Source organism: Geodermatophilus sp. SYSU D00663, from assembly GCF_054050655.1.
Window position 1 is genome coordinate 1 of the sequence record NZ_JBJGZT010000005.1, and the last position, 18,687, is coordinate 18,687.

Sequence of the window (18,687 nt, forward strand, 5' to 3'; positions counted from 1 at the left end):
ATGGCCGCCGAGGCGCGGGGCGCCGCCCGCCCCTTACCGGCGGCCGACACGACGAGGGCCCCGTGGCCACGGGCCGGTGGGGACGGGGCCCTCGTCGTGTGCGGGGCCGGGAGACGGTCAGCGCTGCGTGAAGTCGCTGTGCGCGCTGTCGGTCCACCAGGCGTACAGGGTCCCCAGCCCGGCCTGGCCGCCGTTCTGGATGGCCACGATGCCCTCGGCGGCGAGGTCGTCCTGCGTCCAGTACAGGATCGCGTTGTTGTCCCCGTCGACGAAGCAGCCGAGGCGGCCGGCGTCCACCCCGCCGATCGTGTACTCGTCGTAGCCCTGCCCGGTGGCGCAGTCCGGCTGGCCGGTGAAGGGGCTGACGCCCTCGCGGGTCATGTCCGCCAGGAAGACGGCGTCGACGGTCGCGGCGTCCTCGTACAGGTAGAACGACGACGCCCCGGGACCGGGCTGGGTCGCGGCGGCGCCGCAGTTGACCGCGGCGACGTCGCCGTCGCCGGCCGGGTCCGCGGTCTCGCAGGCCGCCGGGTCGAAGTCGCCCGGGAGGATCGCCAGCAGCTGGTCCTGGGCGTCGGCGTCGGTGGAGGTCCCGCCGCCGGTGCTGCCGCCGGAGGTGTTCCCGTCCGACGTGTTGCCGCCGGAGGTGTCGCCGTCCGGGGTGCCCCCGGTCGAGGTGCCGGTGTCGTCGGCCCGGACGTCGTCGCCGCCGCTGAAGCCGCCGGCCAGCGCGATGACCCCGACCACGACCGCGATCAGCGCCACCGCGGCCCCCACGATCAGCAGCGGCAGCCTGTTCGAGCCCTTCCCGCCGCCCGAGGCCGACGAGCCGCCCTGCGGCGGGAACCCGGGCCCGGCCGGCGGCGGGAAGCCGGTGGGCGGGCCCGGGTTCGAGGGGGGCCCGTAGCCGGTGGGCGGGCCGGGGTTCGACGGCGGCCCGTAGCCGGTGGGCGGCCCCGGGTCCGACGGCGGGGTGCACAGCGCCGCGGGCGCGCCCGGGTGCGACGGCGCCCCGTAGGAGCCGGCGGGGCCGGGGTTGGAGAAGCCCACGGTCTGCGGGTGGGCGAGCAGCGGGGCGACCGACGTCGGCGGCGCGGTCTCGGGCCGCACGGTCACGCCGGCGGAGCTCAGCGCCGCCCGCGCGGCCGCGGCGAACTCACCGCAGGTGCCGTACCGCTCGTCGGGCTCCTTGGCCAGGCCCTTGAGGACGACGTCGTCCAGCCCGCGGGGCAGGCCCGGCCGCAGCGCGGACGGCGGCTGCGGGGTCGTGTTCAGGTGCGCGTACATGAGCGTGGCCAGGCCGTCGCCGGTGAACGGCCGCCGGCCGGTGAGGCACTCGAACAGCACGCACGCGAGCGCGTAGACGTCGACCCGCTTGTCGATCGGCTTCTCGAGGAACCGCTCGGGCGCCATGTAGTCGAAGGAGCCGAGTGCGGCGCCGGTCTGGGTCAGCGCGGGGCCCTGCGCGTCCGACGTCGACCGGGCGATGCCGAAGTCGACGAGGTAGACGAACTCGTCGTCACCGGTGCCGGTCAGCAGCACGTTGGAGGGCTTGACGTCGCGGTGCACCAGGCCGTCGGCGTGCGCGGCGTCGAGGGCCCGGGCGGTCTGGCTGACGACGCCGACCGCCCGCTCGGGGCTCATCGGACCCTCCTCGGCCAGCACGGCGGCGACGTCGCGGCCGGGCACCAGGCGCATGTCGAGGAACAGCCGGCCCTCGATCTCGCCGTAGCGGTGGATCGGGACGATGTGCGGCTCGTTCAGCCGCGCCGCCAGGTGCGCCTCGCGGCGGAAGCGCTCGCGGTAGCCGCGGTCCGCGGCCAGGTGCTCGGAGAGCACCTTCAGCGCGACCGTGCGGTCGTGCTCGGTGTCGAACGCGCGGTACACCTCTCCCATGCCGCCGCGGCCGAGCAGCGCCTCGATGCGGTAGGGGCCGAACTGTTGCAACTCCACCGGTGATCCTCCGTGTGCCGCAGCTCCGGGCGCTCGTCGGAGCCGGCGCCGGGTGCGGGTCGACGGCGGAGTCTAGGGACGGGTCCCCGGCCCGACCAGCGTCTCGGCCGCGGCTCGGTGGCCGGCGGGACGGGGCGGCCACCGGGCGGCGGACCGTGACCGGGCCGTGACCCGGCGGCGGAACTGGCGCGCGCGAACCAGTGGTCGGGACGGCGGGGTCTCCCTATCTTCCTCTCGCTCTCGGGCCCCCAGCGCCCGTCCCCACGAACGGAAGAAGCAGATGAGTCAGCCCCCCGGCCAGTACGGCGCGCCGAGTCAGTACGCGCAGCCCGGTCAGTACGGCGCGCCCGGTCAGTACGGCGCCCCCGGCGGCTACGGCGCGCCCGGCGGCTTCGGCCCGGGCGGCGGCCCCGGCTTCGGCCCCGGCGGCTACGGGCAGCCGCCGCAGAGGAAGAGCGTCCTGCCCTGGGTGATCACCGGGCTGGTCGTGGTGCTGGCCGGCGTCGGCGTGCTCCTGTTCTTCCTCCTCCGCGGCGACGACACCCCGGCCCCGGCGGCGCAGGAGTCCTCGACCTCGGCCGACGCCTCCGACGACGGCGGCGAGGAGGGCGGCGACGAGGGTCCCGACACCGGGTCCGGCACCGGCTCCGACACCGGCACCGGCTCGGGCATGGGCATGGACATGGGCGGCCCGGTTGGGGTGCCGCCGGGTGCCGGCACCCCGGGCAACGGCGGGGGCGGCAGCACCGGCACCCCCATGGGGAACGACACCGGCGGCGCCGACGCCGGCCAGATCCCCGGCTCCTCCGACCTCGCGCTCGCGTGGGTGCAGGCGGTCTACGACTTCGACTTCGCGACCGCCTACGGGCTGTCCTGCGCCGAGCTGCAGGCCGCGGCGCAGCAGGGCTCGGCCGGCACCGAGTACGGCCCCGAGGAGTACCTGACGCTGTACTTCTACAGCCAGGTCCTGGGCGGCCAGACCATCGCCGAGGGCGGCCTGGTCAGCATCGAGTACGACCCGGCCAACGCCGTCGACGTCGCGACCTTCGAGCTGACCCTCGGCGACGGCACCACCCAGAGCGTGCAGGTCTGGGTCGGCCAGGACCTCACGGTCTGCAACTTCGGCTGACGCACCCCTCCGACGGCCGGTCCCCGCAGCGCGCGGGGGCCGGCCGTCGGCGTCTCCACCGCCGGACTGCGGCACGATGGGCCGGTGTTCGCGGTGACCCGGCTGCGCGTACCCGAGACCGAGGCGGCCCGCCTCGCCGACGCCGTCGACGGGCTGCTCGCGGCGCTGACCGCCCGGCCCGGCTGCCACGGCGGGGAGGCCGGCCGCTGCGCCGACGACCCGACGCTCTGGGCGCTGGTCACCCGCTGGGACGGCGTGGGCGCCTACCGCCGCGCGCTGTCGGCCGCGGAGGTCAAGGTCGCCGGCGCGCCGGTGTGGGTGCACGCCCTCGACGAGCCCGGCGCCTACCTCCCCGTCGACGAGCCCGGCGCGCGCCCGGTCGCGCAGGCCCCGGGTGCGTAGCCTGCCCGCGAGAGCACACACCGGCCCGGGAGAGGCGCGATGAGCCAGCCGCCGCAGGACGAGGGGACGCCGCCCGAGCGCACCCGCGAGGTGCGCCTCCCACCGCCGCCCCCGCGTCCGCTGCCCGACGAGCCCACCGACCGGCTGCCCGGCGGTCCCGAGCAACGCGACCCCACCCTGCGGATGGGCGCCCCCGGGCAGCAGCCCGGACCCCAGCAGCCCCGGTACGGCGGGCCGCCGTACGCCCCGCCCGGGTACGGGCAGCCTGCCCGCGGGCAGGCACCGTACGGGCAGGCCCCGTTCGGTCAGGCGCAGCCCGGCCTCGGTCAGCAGCCCCCGTACGGGCAGCCGCCCGCCGCCGCGCCGGGGTACGGCCCGCCGGGCTACGGAGCGCCGGGCTACGGAGCGCCGGGCTACGGGGCGCCGGGCTACGGACCGCCGGGCTACGGGCCGCCGCCCGGGTACGGCGCCCCGCCGCAGCCGCCGCGCCGGAACCGCGGCCCGCTGGTCGCCCTGCTCGCCACGCTCGCCGTCCTCCTGGTCGGCGGCGGCGTGCTCGCCGCGGTCCTCCTCTCCCGGGACGACGACGGCGGCGGCCCGGCCGCGACGGCGACGTCGGCCGGCACGTCGGCGTCCACCTCGTCGTCGCCCTCGTCCTCCTCGCCGGAGTCGTCCGGTGGGGGCGGCTTCGGCGGCGGCGCCGGCACCCCGACCGGGGGCGGGGGCGGGGGAGCGGGCGGGGACCTCAACGTCCCCGGCAGCCCGGACTTCGCCGCCTCGTGGGTGCAGTCGGTCGTCGACCGCGACGCGGCCGCGGCCTACGACGGCCTGTGCGCCGACGGACGGGGCCAGTTCCCCGACGGGCAGGCGGTGCTCGCCGACTTCGACGCCTTCCTCGGCGGCCGGATCACCGAGGGCTCGGCCACCGGCGCGGCGGCGGCCGGCGACGTCGACGAGGTCACCTTCGAGGTGACCCTCGACAGCGGGCGGCCGGCCACCTTCGTCGTCACCGTGGTGGACGAGGGCGGCCCGGCCGTCTGCGGGTACACCGAGCCCTGACCCGGCGTCGTCAGCCGCCGAAGAGGGTCTCCAGCTGGGTGCGGAAGGTCAGCACCGACAGCGTGCCGAACAGCAGGATCGCCCACACCAGGGCGCCCAGCCGCACGCCCCGCACGCGGATCGGTGCGGGCAGGAGCTTCCGGTTGACCAGGATCAGCAGGCCCGCGTAGACGAACATCATGAACCCGCCGACGACGGCGGAGATGACCAGCAGCACCAGGGGCTGGTCGAGGCCGGCGAGCAGCACGACGATGCCGATGGCGATCAGGCCCCACACCAGGCCCGCGTAGACCTTGCTCTCGTTGGCGTTCCGGGCGTACGAGGTCTTGATGACGTCGGCGGCGAGCCGGCTGGTGTAGTCGACGATCCCCAGGGCGGCGGCGAACAGCGCGAAGGCGCCGATCGCCCAGAAGAAGTACTGGAACCAGGTCCCGACCCGCTCGCCGAGCACCTGCCCCTCGATCTCGATGAAGCCGATGTCGTTGGCGACGTCGTCGCGGCCGAACACCGTCGCGTACGCCAGCAGGGAGGTGAACAGGATGGTGACGAAGGTGATCGCGACGAACGTGGCGAGCTGCTCGACGTTCGCGAAGCGCCACCAGCCGCGCCACCGGCGCAGGTTGTCGGGGGTCGGCTCGAACACGTACCCGGTGCTCGGCACGGCCTCCGGCTCGCCGGTCACCGGGCTGACCAGCCGGGGCACGTAGGCGCCCATGCCGAAGCCCTTGTCGCGGATCCAGTTGGACTGCACCAGGTTTTGCCCGCCGCCGCCGCCGGCGAAGGCCAGTGCGCCGAGCAGCAGGGCGAAGCCCAGCTCCTCGACCGGGATGCGCGGCCGGGTGACGACCTGCGGCACGTCGGACCACGCGGCCGCGCCCACCGCCACGACCGCGGCCACGGCGAAGAGGACCAACACCGCGGCGACCTTGAGCATCTGCGCCCGCTCGAGGGCGACGTACACGACGGGGGCGAGCGTGAGGACGAGCCCGATGGCGACCAGCATGCCGATCGCGATCCAGCGCGGATCCCCTCCGCCGACCAGGTAGGTGACCAGGGTCGCCGAGCTGGTCGACCACCCGGGCCACAGGTTGGCGAAGTAGGTGAGCACCGCGAAGAACAGGCCCCAGTGCCGCCAGAACCGGCTGAAACCGGTGAGCGCGGTCTCGCCGGTGGCCAGCGTGTACCGCTCGATCTCCATGTTGAGGAAGTACTGGGTGAGCAGCCCGAGCAGTGCCGCCCAGACGAAGACGAGCCCCACCTGGGAGGCGATGTAGGGGTAGAGGATGAACTCCCCGGAGGCCAGCCCGACGCCGGCGGCGATGATGCCCGGACCGATCAGCCGCAGCTGCCGGCGCGGCTCCTCCGGCATGGCCCGGACCTCGGGGCGTGGGTGGTGACGCGTGGGGAACGCGGCGGCGACGTCCTCCACCGGCGTGCCCCCGACGGCTCCGGCGCGGTCTGACCTGGCCATCGGACCTCCTCCCGGGGCGCGGCCGGGAACCGGCGGCGCCGCCTCGTCGCTGTGTGGCAGGTCACTCTGCCCGGGGACGGGCGGCGACGCCACGGTCCGTCCGGTCCGGGACGTCGTCCTCCCGTGGACCGTGCCCGTCCCGCGGAGGGGCGACGCGCCGCGGCCGACTACCGTGGGCAGGTCAACCGCCGACCGCCAGCCGGATGGAGCACCGAGCTCGTGAGCGCCAGCAACACCACGCACGACCCCGCCCGCCTCGACAAGGTGGTCAACCTCTGCAAGCGCCGGGGGTTCGTCTTCCCGTCGGGTGAGATCTACGGCGGCACCCGCTCCGCCTGGGACTACGGGCCGCTGGGCGTCGAGCTCAAGGAGAACATCAAGCGGCAGTGGTGGCGCACCGTCGTCCAGAGCCGGGACGACATCGTCGGCCTGGACTCCTCGGTGATCCTGCCGCGGCAGACCTGGGTCGCCTCCGGCCACGTCGGCGTCTTCACCGACCCGCTGACCGAGTGCCAGAACTGCCACAAGCGCTTCCGGGCCGACCACCTCGAGGAGGCCTTCGAGGCGAAGAAGGGACGGCTCCCGGAGAACGGCCTCACCGAGGTCACCTGCCCCAACTGCGGCGTGACCGGCCAGTGGACCGAGCCGCGCGACTTCAACATGATGCTCAAGACCTACCTCGGCCCGGTCGAGGACGAGTCGGGGCTGCACTACCTGCGCCCGGAGACCGCGCAGGGCATCTTCGTCAACTTCGCCAACGTCATGGGCGCGGCGCGGAAGAAGCCGCCGTTCGGCATCGGCCAGATCGGCAAGTCCTTCCGCAACGAGATCACCCCGGGCAACTTCATCTTCCGCACCCGCGAGTTCGAGCAGATGGAGATGGAGTTCTTCGTCGAGCCGGGCAGCGACGAGGAGTGGCACCAGTACTGGATCGACGAGCGCACCCGCTGGTACACCGACCTGGGCATCTCCCCGGACAACCTGCGGCACTTCGAGCACCCGAAGGAGAAGCTCTCCCACTACTCGAAGCGCACCGTCGACATCGAGTACCGCTTCGGCTTCCAGGGCTCGGAGTGGGGCGAGCTCGAGGGCATCGCCAACCGCACCGACTTCGACCTGTCCACCCACACCGAGCACTCGGGCGTGGACCTGTCCTACTTCGACCAGGCCACCAACACCCGCTGGACGCCGTACGTCATCGAGCCGGCGGCCGGGCTCACCCGCTCGCTGATGGCCTTCCTGGTCGAGGCCTACACCGAGGACGAGGCGCCCAACGCCAAGGGCGGCGTCGACACCCGCACCGTGCTGCGGCTGGACCCGCGGCTGGCGCCGGTCAAGGCCGCCGTCCTGCCGCTGTCGCGCAACGCCGACCTCTCGCCCAAGGCGCGCGACCTCGCGGCCGCGCTGCGCCGGAACTGGAACGTCGACTTCGACGACGCCGGCGCGATCGGCCGCCGCTACCGCCGGCAGGACGAGATCGGGACCCCGTTCTGCCTCACCGTCGACTTCGACACCCTCACCGACGACGCGGTGACCGTGCGCGAGCGGGACTCGATGAGCCAGGAGCGCATCGGCCTGGACCAGGTGGAGTCCTACCTGGCCGCCCGCCTCCCCGGCTGCTGACCGCGCACCTCTGCGGACGTGCCCGGGGCACCTCCGCGGAGGTGCACGACGGGTGCGGCCGGGTGCACCACCGGGCCGCCGTCCTCGAGCAGGTCGAGGGCGGCGGCCCGCACCGTCTCCGGGGACACCTCCGCGACCAGGGAGCGGTCGTGGGCGCAGCGCGCCCGGCTCTGGTCCAGGCCGCAGGCCGGGCACGCGGTGCGCGTGGAGACGGCCACCCGGTGCCGCCGCCGGGTCAGCGGGCCGGCGTTGAGCAGGTTGTGCTCGAGGAAGACGCCGACCGTCGCCGTCCCGACCGCCTCGGCGAGGTGCCGCGGCCCCGAGTCGTTGCCGACCAGCAGCCGGCAGCGGGCCAGCACCCCGGCCAGCGCGGACAGCGACAGCCGGCCGACCAGGTCGAGCAGCGGCGCCGCCGTCGCCGCGCGGATCGCGTCGGCGGCGCGCCGGTCGTCGCCGCCGGAGCCCACCAGCACCACGGTCGCCCCCTCGGCGGCCAGCGCGCCGGCGACCTCGGCGAAGCGCTCCGCGGGCCAGCGGCGCCGCGGGTCGCTCGCGCCGGGGTGGAGGGCGACCAGGGGCGCGGGACCGGCGGGCAGGACCCGGTCGGCAGCCGCGGCGTCGGCCGGGGTGACCGCCAGCCGCGGCTCGAGGGTCACCGGCACCGCCCCGACCAGGCCGGTGAGCTCGAGGCAGCGCAGCACCTCGTGCTGGTCGCTCGTGTAGGGCAGCCAGCGGTCCAGCGCCGGCGCGCCGGCGTCGCGCGCGCCGGCCGTGACCCGGGCGCCGAGGGCGGCCACGAGCGGGTTGGAGTTGCCGCCCCCGCCGTGCAGCTGGAGTGCCAGGTCGTACCCCTCCCCGCGCTGCGCGGCGAGGAAGCGGCGCACCTCGGCGCCGTCCCGCGCGGCGCCCGGGGCGTCGCGCACGCCGGGCCACGGCGGCACGACGACGACCCGGTCCCACGGCCCGGGCCGCCCCTCGAGCAGGTCGGCGTGCCACGGCCGGCCGAGGAGGGTGACCTCCGCACCGGGGTACGCCGCCCGCAGCGCGGCCAGCGCCGGCAGGGTCAGCACCAGGTCGCCGAGCAGGTTCGCCCGCAGCACCGCGATGCGCCCGACGTCGGGGACCGGGGCTCCGGTCGCGGTCAGCGCGGCGGCAGACGACCGGGGCACGCGCGTCCTCCTGGGCTCGGCGGGCGGGAGCCTCCCTCTGCCCAGGCCCGCGCCGGTCCATGCGGGGGCGCCTCCCCGCGGGTGACCCCGGCCACCGGGCGCGGCCACCTACCCTGGACCGCGTGACGAGCACCCTGGCGCCGGCGGTCGCCCCGCTGCGGCTGGGGCCGCTCACCGTGGACCCCGCCGTGGTGCTCGCGCCGATGGCCGGCATCACCAACCCCGCGTTCCGCACGCTGTGCCGCGAGTTCGGGGCCGGCCTGTACGTCTGCGAGATGATCACCACGCGGGCGCTGGTGGAGCGCAACGAGAAGACGCTGCGGATGATCCGGGCCACCCCCGAGGAGGCCGCCGCGGGCTTCTCCGTGCAGCTCTACGGCGTGGACCCGGCCACCGTCGGGCGCGCGGTGGAGATGCTCGTCGACGAGGAGGTCGCCGGCACCCGCCCGGCGCACGTCGACCTGAACTTCGGCTGCCCGGTGCCCAAGGTGACCCGCAAGGGCGGCGGCTCGGCGCTGCCGTGGCGGCGGGTGCTCTTCCGCGACATCGTGCGGGCCGCCGTCCGCGCCGCCCGCGACGTGCCGGTGACGGTCAAGACCCGCATCGGCATCGACGCCGACCACGTCACCTACCTCGACGCCGGCCGGATCGCGCAGGACGAGGGCGCGGCCGCGATCACCCTGCACGGGCGCACCGCCGACCAGCTCTACAGCGGCACCGCCGACTGGGGCCCGATCGCCCGGCTGGTGGAGACCGTCGACATCCCGGTGCTCGGCAACGGCGACGTCTGGGAGGCCGACGACGCGCTGCGCCTGGTGCGCGAGACGGGGTGCGCCGGCGTCGTCATCGGCCGCGGCTGCCTGGGCCGGCCCTGGCTGTTCGGGGACCTCGCCGCCGCCTTCGCCGGGGAGTCCCGCCGGGCGCTGCCGACGCTGCGCGAGGTGGCCGCGGTGATGGTCCGGCACGCGCGGCTGCTGTCGGAGGGGCAGGGCGAGCTGCACGGCTGCACCGACTTCCGCAAGCACGTGGCCTGGTACCTCAAGGGCTTCTCGGTGGGCTCCGACGTCCGTCGCGCCCTGGCGATGGTCAGCTCGCTGGACGAGCTGGCCGGCCTGCTCGACCGCATCCCCGACCAGCCCTACCCCACGGCCGTCCTCGGCGGCCCGCGCGGGCGCACGAGCAGCCCCCGGCCGGTGGCGCTGCCCGAGGGCTGGCTCGACGACCGCGACGACCCGCGCCCGCCGGCCGGCGCGGAGCTGGAGACGAGCGGCGGATGAGCGGCCCGTACCTGTACGACGAGGGCCCCGAGGCGCTGCACACCGGCACCCCGCGGCGCCGCAACGGGCTGCTGCTGGGGATCTTCGGCGGCACGGTGGCGCTCGCCGTCGCCATGGTCGTGGCCCTGCCGCTGGTGAAGGGCTCGGGGGAGGAGCAGGCCCGCGAGGCGGTCGGCGTCTTCCTGGCCGCGCTCGAGGCCGGCGACACCGGGACCGCCGGCGACCTGCTGTGCCAGGCCGAGCGCGACCGCGGCGAGGTCGGTGACGTCCTCGCCGGGTACGAGCACCCCGGCGACGCCGAGGTGGTCGGCGTCGCGGAGGGCCGGCTCGGGGACCAGGACAGCCAGGAGGTCCGGGTCCGCTGGGACGACGGCGCGGAGGCCACGCTGGCCGTGGTCCTCGAGGACGGCCCGCGCGTCTGCGGCACCTCCGGCTGACCGCGCCGGCGCCGCGAGCGGATCCCTTCTCGGAGTGCCACCCGGCTGTCACCATGTGCGCCGCCCGGCTGGAGGTCCACCGGGCCAGCCCGAGAGGAACCGCGTTGACGCAGCCGCCCCACCCGCCCGTCGCCCCCGCCGCGCCGTACGCCCCGCCCGGGCCGTACGCGCACGCTGCGCCCTTCGCGCCCGCCGGTGTCGCGCCGGCCGCGGCGCCCGTCCCGCAGCCGGCCGCGCCCACGCAGGTGGCCTTCCCCGGCCAGGTCCAGCTGCCGCCGCAGCCGCAGTTCGCGCCCACCCCGCAGCAGGCCGCGCAGGTGCAGCGCGGCGCGCCGGCCAGCGGCTTCCCGCGCTACGTCCCGCCGCCGCCGTCCCCGGTCAACCGCACCGGCCTGTACGTCGGCATCCTCGTCGTCGTGCTGACGCTGCTGTTCGCGGTCCTCGGCTTCACGCTCGTCGCCTGATCCCCCCGGCCGGCCCGGCCCGCTCTCCCGCCGGGCCGGCCGTCCGCTGCGGAAGCGCGCTCACCTCCGTGTCCCCGGACGGCTGACGGGCTGGCGTGTCCACCGTCCGGTGGGTCACGATCGCTGCCTGGCTCCGGGTGGACGTATGAGACGTCTACCCCCGACCGGGAACCCGGGGCCGCGCTCGCCGGAGCGGCCGACGGGGACCCCGCGACGCCGCACCGGCGGACGGGCGGCCGGCGGGACGAGCGCGGAGGTGCACGGTGGGCAGCGTCACGAGCACGACCACCTGGGTCTACGACTTCAGCGAGGGCAACAAGGACCAGAAGGACCTCCTCGGCGGCAAGGGCGCGAACCTCGCCGAGATGACCAACCTCGGGCTGCCCGTGCCGCCCGGCTTCACGATCACCACCGACGCGTGCCGCCACTACCTGGAGCACGGCAGCACCCCGCCCGACCTCGCCGGCCAGGTGACCGAGCACCTGACGGCGCTGGAGAAGGCGATGGGCAAGACCCTCGGTGACCCCGCGGACCCGCTGCTGGTCTCGGTCCGGTCCGGGGCCGCGGCCTCGATGCCCGGGATGATGGAGACCGTCCTCAACGTCGGCCTCAACGACGAGTCGGTGCAGGGGCTGGCCGCGCAGTCCGGCAGCGAGCGCTTCGCCTGGGACTCTTACCGCCGGCTGATCCAGATGTTCGGCAGGACGGTGCTCGGCATCGACGGCGAGGCGTTCGAGCACGCCCTCGACGAGGCCAAGCGCGAGCAGGGCACCGACCTGGACCTCGACCTCGACGCCGAGCACCTGCGCGACGTCGTCGGCCGGTTCAAGGCCATCGTCCGCGAGCACACCGGCCGGGACTTCCCGCAGGACCCGCGCGAGCAGATGGACCTGGCGATCAACGCCGTCTTCGACTCGTGGAACAGCCCGCGCGCCATCCTCTACCGCCGCCGCGAGCGCATCCCCGGCGACGCGGGCACGGCGGTCAACGTCTGCTCGATGGTGTTCGGCAACCTCGGCGCCGACTCCGGCACCGGCGTCGCGTTCACCCGCGACCCGGGCAGCGGCGAGCAGGGCGTGTACGGCGACTACCTGCAGAACGCGCAGGGCGAGGACGTCGTCGCCGGCATCCGGAACACCGTGCCGCTCACCGAGCTCGAGCGGATCGACCGCGGCGCCTACGACGAGCTCCTGCGGATCATGAGCACCCTCGAGTCGCACTACCGCGACCTGTGCGACATCGAGTTCACCGTCGAGCGCGGCAAGCTGTGGATGCTGCAGACCCGGGTGGGCAAGCGGACGGCGGCCGCGGCCTTCCGCATCGCCACCCAGCTGGTCGACGAGGGCCTCATCGACACGGACGAGGCGGTCCGCCGGGTCACCGGCGACCAGCTCGCCCAGCTGATGTTCCCGCGGTTCGTCTCCGGAGGGGACGCCACCCGGCTGACCCAGGGCATGAACGCCTCGCCGGGTGCCGCGGTGGGGAAGGCGGTGTTCTCCTCCGAGACCGCCGTCCAGTGGGCCGACCGGGGCGAGAAGGTGGTCCTCGTCCGCCGCGAGACCAACCCCGACGACCTCGCCGGGATGATCGCCGCCGAGGGAGTGCTCACCAGCCGCGGCGGCAAGACCTCGCACGCCGCCGTCGTCGCCCGCGGGATGGGCAAGACCTGCGTGTGCGGCGCCGAGGAGCTGCAGGTCGACACGACGAACCGGCGGTTCACCGCGCCCGGCGGCGTCACCGTCGAGGAGGGCGACGTCATCTCCATCGACGGCTCCACCGGCCGGGTGTGGCTCGGGGAGGTGCCGGTCGAGGACTCCGCCGTCGTGCGGTACTTCGAGGGCGAGATCGGCCCGGACTCGCCCGAGGCCGACGACCTCGTGCGCAGCGTGCACCGGATCCTCACCCACGCCGACGCGGTGCGGCGGCTGGACGTCCGCACCAACGCCGACACCCCCGAGGACTCCGCCCGCGCCCGCCGCTTCGGCGCCCGCGGCATCGGCCTGTGCCGGACCGAGCACATGTTCCTCGGCGACCGCCGGCAGCTGGTGGAGAAGCTGATCCTCGCCGAGACCGACGAGGACAAGCAGGCGGCCCTGGACGCGCTGGCGCCGCTGCAGAAGCAGGACTTCGTCGAGATCTTCGAGGCGATGGACGGGCTGCCGGTGACCGTGCGGCTGCTCGACCCGCCGCTGCACGAGTTCCTGCCCGACCTCACCGACCTGTCGGTGCGCGTCGCCGTCGCCGAGGCGCAGGGGCACCCCGACGAGGCGAACCTGCGGCTGCTGGCCGCCGTCCGCCGGCTGCACGAGCAGAACCCGATGCTGGGGCTGCGCGGCGTCCGGCTGGGCCTGGTGGTGCCCGGGCTGTTCGCCATGCAGGTGCGGGCCATCGCCGAGGCCGCGTGCGAGCGCCGGTCGGCCGGCGGCGACCCGCGGCCGGAGATCATGATCCCGCTGGTCGGCGCGGTGCAGGAGCTCGAGGCGATCCGCGAGGAGTCCGAGCAGGTGCTCGCGGCGGTGTTCGAGGAGTGCGGCGTCGAGCTCGACGTCCTCATCGGCACGATGATCGAGGTGCCCCGCGCGGCGCTGACCGCGGAGGAGATCGCCCGGTCGGCGGAGTTCTTCTCCTTCGGCACCAACGACCTCACCCAGATGACCTGGGGCTTCTCCCGCGACGACGTCGAGGCGGCGTTCTTCCACGCCTACCTGGACAAGGGCATCTTCGGCGTCTCCCCGTTCGAGTCGCTGGACCGGCCGGGCGTCGGCCGGCTGGTGGAGGTCGGCGTGCAGGGCGGCCGCGCGGCGCGGTCGGACCTCAAGCTCGGTGTCTGCGGCGAGCACGGCGGCGACCCCGACTCGGTGCACTTCTTCCACGAGGTGGGCCTGGACTACGTGTCCTGCTCGCCGTTCCGGGTGCCGGTCGCCCGGCTGGAGGCCGGCCGGGCGGCGCTCGGCGGGGAGCGCGCCGGGTCCTGACGGCCGCGCGGCACGCCCGTCGCACCAACCACACCCGGCGCACGGCCCGTGTCATCCTCGACCGGTGACGCGGGCCGGGGCACTGGTGACACGGGTGTTCGGCGCCGTCGTGCTCGCCGCCCTGCTGCTGGTCGCCTCGACCGCGGCCGCCATCTGGTGGACCGCGCGGCACGACGCGCGGCCGGCCTCGGACGCGATCGTCGTGCTCGGCTCGGCGCAGTACAACGGCGTCCCGTCGTCGATCTTCGAGGCCCGGCTGGAGCACGCGCTGTCGCTGTGGGAGGACGGCGTCGCGCCGGTGGTCGTCACCGTCGGCGGCAAGGCGGCCGGCGACCAGTTCACCGAGGCCGAGGCCGGGCGCGACTACCTGATGAGCGCCGGCGTCCCCGGGGAGTCGCTGCTCGCGGTCCCCGAGGGCGTGGACACGCTGGAGAGCATGCGGGCGGTCGGGACCGCGTTCGGCGAGCGCGGGTGGACCAGCGCCGTCCTGGTCACCGACCCCTGGCACGCCATGCGCGCCGAGCGGATGGCCGAGGACGCCGGCATCAGCGCCGAGAGCTCGCCCACCCGGCAGGGCCCGGCCGTGCAGACCCGCAACACCCAGTTCCGGTACATCCTCCGGGAGACCGCCGCGTACCTGCTGTACCGCGTGACCGGGGAGAGCGTCGCCGGCGCGCCCGGCATCGGCTGAGGAGGGCGCGTGCTGGAGCTGGGGAGGGCGGGGGAGCGCGGGGCGGCCAGACGCGAGGTGCCGGTCCTGCGGGACGGGGAGCCGGTCGGCCGCCTGCGCTCCACCGACTTCTGGCGGGAGGCGTCGGTCGCCGTCGTCGGGGACCGCGAGTGGGTGCTCGGACGGCGGAAGGGCGGCGTGCTGGCCGGGCGGTGGGCGACCGAGCCCGAGGACGCCGCCCGGTTCACCGCGCGGCAGGTGTCGGCGTGGCGGGGCACCTGGCGGGTCGAGGTCGACGGCACCGCGGTCGACGTCGTCCCGGCGTCCTGGTGGAAGGGCACCTACCGGTTCACGGCGGGGGAGCGGGCGGTGGCCGAGAGCGGCTCCACCGGCGGCTGGTCACCCCGCCCGACGCTGACCGCGGACGACGACCTGCCGCTCGACGTCCAGGTCCTCCTGCTGTGGCTGGTCCTGGTGCTGCAGCGGCGCACCTACGGCACGGCGGTCGCCGTCGCCGCCGGCGGAGCCGCGGCCGCGGGCGGCAGCTGAGCCCACGGCGGACGAGGGCCGCCCCTGGCCTTCCTCGCGACGGGGGATGATCGGTGCGGGACGCGCACGGGCGTCCCGGCAGCAGCACGACGGAGGAGGCCCATGGCCGGCCGGGGACGCATCCGAGCAGCGGACATCGCGCTGGTGCGCGAGCGCAGCCGGATCGACGAGGTGGTCGGCGAGCACCTGCAGCTCAAGCGCGCCGGGGGCGGCAGCCTCAAGGGCCTGTGCCCGTTCCACGACGAGAAGTCGCCGTCGTTCCACGTCACGCCCTCGCGGAACCTCTACCACTGCCTCGCGGGCGAGACCGGCGTCCTCACCGAGGACGGCGTCGTGCCCATCGCGGAGCTCGCCGGGCGGACGGTCCGGGTGCTGAACGGGGACGGCGGCTGGGTCGAGGCGCCGTTCCGCTCGTACGGCGTGCAGCGGCTCATGCGCGTCGTCGTCTCCCGCAACGGCCGCGAGAAGGAGCTCTTCGCCACCGACGAGCACCGCTGGTTCGTCCCGGCGGGGAAGCTGCGGCAGGACCGCCGGGAGAAACTGACCAGGGACCTGCGCCCGGGGGACCAGCTCTCCCCGTCGTTCCCGATGAGCCGGGTGCTGCACCCGGCCACGCGACCGTCCCCGTTCGGCATCGCCCGTGGACTGGTCTACGGCGACGGGACGCGGGCGGGCTCCGGTTCGATCGCCAACCTCTTCGGCGAGAAGGACGCGCAGCTCTCCCGGTACTTCGACGGCTGCCGTAGCTGGGAGGGCGAGGGGGTCACCAAGTACTACGGTCTCCCGGCCTACTTCAAGGACGAGCGACCGGCCCTCGACGAGGACGCCTCATACCTGCTCGGCTGGCTCGCCGGCTACTTCGCCGCCGACGGGTGTGTGGCCGACGACGGGGACGCCGTCCTCAACTCGGCCCGCGTCGACGACCTCGAGTACGTGCGGACGCTGTGCACCCGGCTGGGCATCGGGACCTACGGGGTGGCCAAGCAGACCCGCCTCGGCATCGACGGCGTCATGAGCGACGTCTACAACGTCCGCTTCATGACCAAGGGGCTGCCCGACTCCTTCTTCCTGCTGCAGCACCACCGCGGGCGCATCGCCGCCAACCGCAAGAAGTACGAACGCAAGCGCTGGGTGGTCCGGTCGGTGGAGTGGAGCGATCGGATCGAGGAGGTCTACTGCGCCGAGGTGCCCGGCACCCACGCGTTCACGCTCGAGGACAACATCCTCACGGGGAACTGCTTCGGCTGCGGGGCCGGCGGTGACGTCATCAGCTTCGTCCAGCAGATCGACCACCTGAGCTTCACCGAGGCGGTCGAGCGGCTGGCCGCCCGCGCGAACATCGACCTGACCTACGAGGACGACGGCGGCCGGCCCACCGGGGCGCCGGACCGGGCGCAGGCCGGGCAGCGCGCGCGGCTGGTCGCCGCGAACACCGAGGCGGCGGCCTTCTACGCCGAGCAGCTGCGCAGCCCCGAGGCCGCGCCCGCGCGCCAGTTCCTCGCCGACCGCGCCTTCGACCGGCAGGTCGCCGTCGACTTCGGCTGCGGGTACGCCCCCGGCGGGTGGGACGCGCTGACCCGGCACCTGCGCGCCAGGGGCTACAGCCAGCAGGAGCTGGTGACCGCGGGCCTGGCCAAGGAGTCCTCGCGCGGCACGCTCATCGACCGGTTCCACCGCCGGCTGGTGTGGCCGATCCGCGACATCACCGGCGACGTCATCGGCTTCGGCGCCCGAAAGCTCATGGACGACGACCCGGGCCCCAAGTACCTCAACACCCCCGAGACGCCGCTGTACAAGAAGAGCAGCGTCCTCTACGGCATCGAGCGGGCCAAGCGGGACATCGCGAAGAAGCACCAGGCCGTCGTCGTCGAGGGCTACACCGACGTCATGGCCTGCCACCTGGCCGGGGTGACGACGGCGGTCGCGTCCTGCGGCACCGCGTTCGGCGCCGAGCACATCGGCGTGCTGCGCCGGCTGCTCATGGACCAGGACGAGTTCCGCGGGGAGGTCGTCTACACCTTCGACGGCGACGCCGCGGGTCAGGCCGCCGCGCTCAAGACGTTCAAGGAGGACCAGCGCTTCGTCGCGCAGACCTTCGTGGCCGTCGAGCCGGACGGGCGCGACCCCTGCGAGCTGCGCCAGGCGCACGGTGACGCCGCCGTCCGGGACCTCGTGGCGCGGCGGACGCCGCTGATCGAGTTCGTCCTGCGGACCACGCTGGCCGAGTACGACCTGGACACCGTCGAGGGGCGGGTCGCCGCGCTGGACCGGACGGCGCCGCTGATCGCCCAGGTCAAGGACCACGCGCTGCGCCCGGCCTACGCCCGCCGGCTGGCCGGGCTGATCGGCGACACCGACGAGGGCGAGGTGCTCGAGCGGGTGCGCCGGATCACCGGCGGGGAGGTGGCGTCCTCGCGGTCGCGGCCGCGGGTCCCCAAGCGCACCCCGGACGACGCCGCGCTGGCGGTCGAGCGGGAGGCGGTCAAGGCAGCGCTGCAGGTGCCCGAGATCGCCGGGCCCTCCTTCGACGCCGTCCCGCCCGAGGCCTACACCGACCCGGACTACGCCGCCGTCGCCGCGGCCGTGGCACAGGCCGGGGGAGCGGCGGCCGCGCGGGTCACCGGGCCGGAGTGGCTGGACCTGGTGGCCGCGCACTGTGAGCGCGAGACCGCCCGCGCCCAGCTCACCGCGCTGGCGGTGGAGCCGCTGCGGTCGGTGGGGGAGGGCGACGCCGGCTACGTCTCGGCGGTGCTGGCCCGGCTGCAGGAGATGGCCATCGTCCGGCAGGTCACCGCGCTCAAGGCCCGGCTGCAGCGGATGAATCCGGTCGAGGAGGGCGACGCGTACATGCGCGCCTTCTCGAAGCTCATGGCGCTGGAGCAGGAGGCCATCTCGCTGCGGCAGCGGGCGATCGGCGGGCTCACGTGAGGCTCGCGTCGGCCCTGCGCCGCCGGCTCACCCGCCCGCCGGAGCCGGTGCGCGCCGTCGTGCAGGCGTCGGCCGACCCCGAGGAGCGCGTGCTGGCCTGGGGCACGCTGGTCCGGGGGCAGGGCTGGCTGGTGGCCACCAGCCGCGGGCTGCGCGTCGTCCCCGCGGACCTCCCGCTGGACGCGGCCGGCGACGTGGGGGTGCTGCGCTGGCACGAGGTCGGCTCGGCGCGCTGGGCGGCCACCGACGACGGCGGCGGCAGCTTCACCGTCAGCGCGCTGACCGAGGTGGAGCCCGGCGTCCAGGCGCGCGAGCCCGCGCAGCGGCACGCGCTCAGCGACGCCGGCGACCTGCCGGCCGTGGTGCGCCGCCGGGTGGACCAGACGGTGGTCGCCAGCCGCCGCTCGCCGCTGCCGAACGGCGGCGGGGTGGTGCTGGTGGCGCGCCGGGTGCCGGGTCAGGCGGCGCGGGAGTGGACCGTCGTGTTCGACGACGACGCCGACCGCAGCGACCCGGAGGCGCGCGAGGTGGCCCGCCGCAAGCTCGAGGAGGCGCTGGCCGCGGAGCAGCCGGGCTGAGGT

At 75.2% G+C, this 18,687-nt stretch carries 15 protein-coding genes; 12 read left to right on the forward strand and 3 right to left on the reverse strand.

Annotated elements, in window-relative coordinates; translation table 11 throughout:
• Nucleotides 1-117: 117 nt before the first annotated feature.
• The gene (locus ACI79Z_RS05220) at nt 118-1,953 is read right to left on the reverse strand and encodes a serine/threonine-protein kinase (protein WP_456901931.1); all 1,836 of its coding nucleotides are present in this window, start codon (nt 1,951-1,953) and stop codon (nt 118-120) included.
• Between the two features lie 280 nt (nt 1,954-2,233).
• On the opposite strand from ACI79Z_RS05220, the gene ACI79Z_RS05225 reads away from it, so the two are divergent.
• The 3 genes from ACI79Z_RS05225 to ACI79Z_RS05235 all read left to right on the forward strand — a co-directional run bounded on the left by ACI79Z_RS05225 (nt 2,234) and on the right by ACI79Z_RS05235 (nt 4,543).
• Nucleotides 2,234-3,082, forward strand: a complete 849-nt coding sequence (locus ACI79Z_RS05225; RefSeq protein ID WP_456901932.1) for a hypothetical protein — start codon at nt 2,234-2,236, stop codon at nt 3,080-3,082.
• Nucleotides 3,083-3,166: 84 nt separating this feature from the next.
• Nucleotides 3,167-3,484, forward strand: coding sequence for an antibiotic biosynthesis monooxygenase family protein (locus ACI79Z_RS05230; protein WP_387985245.1), 318 nt, complete (start codon nt 3,167-3,169; stop codon nt 3,482-3,484).
• 39 nt (nt 3,485-3,523) lie between these two features.
• Entirely contained in the window at nt 3,524-4,543 is a 1,020-nt protein-coding gene (locus ACI79Z_RS05235) for a hypothetical protein (RefSeq protein WP_456901933.1), read from the forward strand.
• A 10-nt stretch (nt 4,544-4,553) separates the two neighbouring features.
• On the opposite strand, the gene ACI79Z_RS05240 is transcribed toward ACI79Z_RS05235, so the two are convergent.
• Nucleotides 4,554-6,014 carry an Nramp family divalent metal transporter gene (locus tag ACI79Z_RS05240; protein WP_456901934.1) on the reverse strand — a complete coding sequence of 487 codons (1,461 nt, stop codon included), beginning with the start codon at nt 6,012-6,014 and terminating at the stop codon, nt 4,554-4,556.
• A 219-nt stretch (nt 6,015-6,233) separates the two neighbouring features.
• Between ACI79Z_RS05240 and ACI79Z_RS05245 the strand changes: the two genes are divergently transcribed.
• Nucleotides 6,234-7,637 (forward strand): glycine--tRNA ligase, encoded by a 1,404-nt coding sequence (locus ACI79Z_RS05245; RefSeq protein WP_387985238.1) that lies wholly within the window; start codon nt 6,234-6,236, stop codon nt 7,635-7,637.
• Here the strand turns inward: ACI79Z_RS05245 and ACI79Z_RS05250 are convergent.
• A complete protein-coding gene (locus ACI79Z_RS05250) occupies nt 7,607-8,806 on the reverse strand; it encodes a glycosyltransferase family 9 protein (protein WP_387985236.1) in 1,200 nt (399 codons plus the stop codon). The two genes, ACI79Z_RS05245 and ACI79Z_RS05250, sit on opposite strands and share 31 nt — an antisense overlap.
• Before the next feature lie 122 nt (nt 8,807-8,928).
• Here ACI79Z_RS05250 and dusB point away from each other — a divergent pair, with 122 nt between their 5' ends.
• From dusB to ACI79Z_RS05290, 8 genes are all read left to right on the forward strand, one after another.
• Entirely contained in the window at nt 8,929-10,083 is a 1,155-nt protein-coding gene (dusB, locus tag ACI79Z_RS05255) for a tRNA dihydrouridine synthase DusB (RefSeq protein WP_387985233.1), read from the forward strand.
• Nucleotides 10,080-10,520 carry a hypothetical protein gene (locus ACI79Z_RS05260; RefSeq protein ID WP_456901935.1) on the forward strand — a complete coding sequence of 147 codons (441 nt, stop codon included), beginning with the start codon at nt 10,080-10,082 and terminating at the stop codon, nt 10,518-10,520. The genes dusB and ACI79Z_RS05260 overlap by 4 nt, the downstream gene beginning before the upstream one ends.
• Nucleotides 10,521-10,624: 104 nt before the next feature.
• Nucleotides 10,625-10,984, forward strand: coding sequence for a hypothetical protein (locus ACI79Z_RS05265; RefSeq protein ID WP_387985228.1), 360 nt, complete (start codon nt 10,625-10,627; stop codon nt 10,982-10,984).
• A 263-nt stretch (nt 10,985-11,247) separates the two neighbouring features.
• Nucleotides 11,248-13,959 (forward strand): pyruvate, phosphate dikinase, encoded by a 2,712-nt coding sequence (gene ppdK / locus ACI79Z_RS05270; protein ID WP_456901936.1) that lies wholly within the window; start codon nt 11,248-11,250, stop codon nt 13,957-13,959.
• Between the two features lie 64 nt (nt 13,960-14,023).
• Nucleotides 14,024-14,650, forward strand: a complete 627-nt coding sequence (locus ACI79Z_RS05275) for a YdcF family protein (protein WP_387985222.1) — start codon at nt 14,024-14,026, stop codon at nt 14,648-14,650.
• A 9-nt stretch (nt 14,651-14,659) separates the two neighbouring features.
• On the forward strand, nt 14,660-15,178 hold the full coding sequence (locus ACI79Z_RS05280; protein ID WP_456901937.1) for a hypothetical protein: 519 nt from the start codon (nt 14,660-14,662) through the stop codon (nt 15,176-15,178).
• Between the two features lie 102 nt (nt 15,179-15,280).
• Nucleotides 15,281-18,106 (forward strand): DNA primase, encoded by a 2,826-nt coding sequence (gene dnaG, locus ACI79Z_RS05285; RefSeq protein ID WP_387985216.1) that lies wholly within the window; start codon nt 15,281-15,283, stop codon nt 18,104-18,106.
• Nucleotides 18,103-18,684: a hypothetical protein gene (locus ACI79Z_RS05290; protein WP_456901938.1), complete on the forward strand. Its 582-nt coding sequence runs from the start codon at nt 18,103-18,105 to the stop codon at nt 18,682-18,684. Before dnaG ends, ACI79Z_RS05290 begins: the two co-directional genes overlap by 4 nt.
• The last annotated feature ends 3 nt before the right edge of the window (nt 18,685-18,687 follow it).

Coding starts and splice junctions, on each gene's coding strand:
- ACI79Z_RS05225 (WP_456901932.1), top strand. CDS start 2,234: ATGAGTCAGCCCCCCGGCCAGTACGGCGCGCCGAGTCAGTACGCGCAG.
- ACI79Z_RS05235 (WP_456901933.1), top strand. CDS start 3,524: ATGAGCCAGCCGCCGCAGGACGAGGGGACGCCGCCCGAGCGCACCCGC.
- ACI79Z_RS05240 (WP_456901934.1), bottom strand. CDS start 6,014: ATGGCCAGGTCAGACCGCGCCGGAGCCGTCGGGGGCACGCCGGTGGAG.
- ACI79Z_RS05260 (WP_456901935.1), top strand. CDS start 10,080: ATGAGCGGCCCGTACCTGTACGACGAGGGCCCCGAGGCGCTGCACACC.
- dnaG (WP_387985216.1), top strand. CDS start 15,281: ATGGCCGGCCGGGGACGCATCCGAGCAGCGGACATCGCGCTGGTGCGC.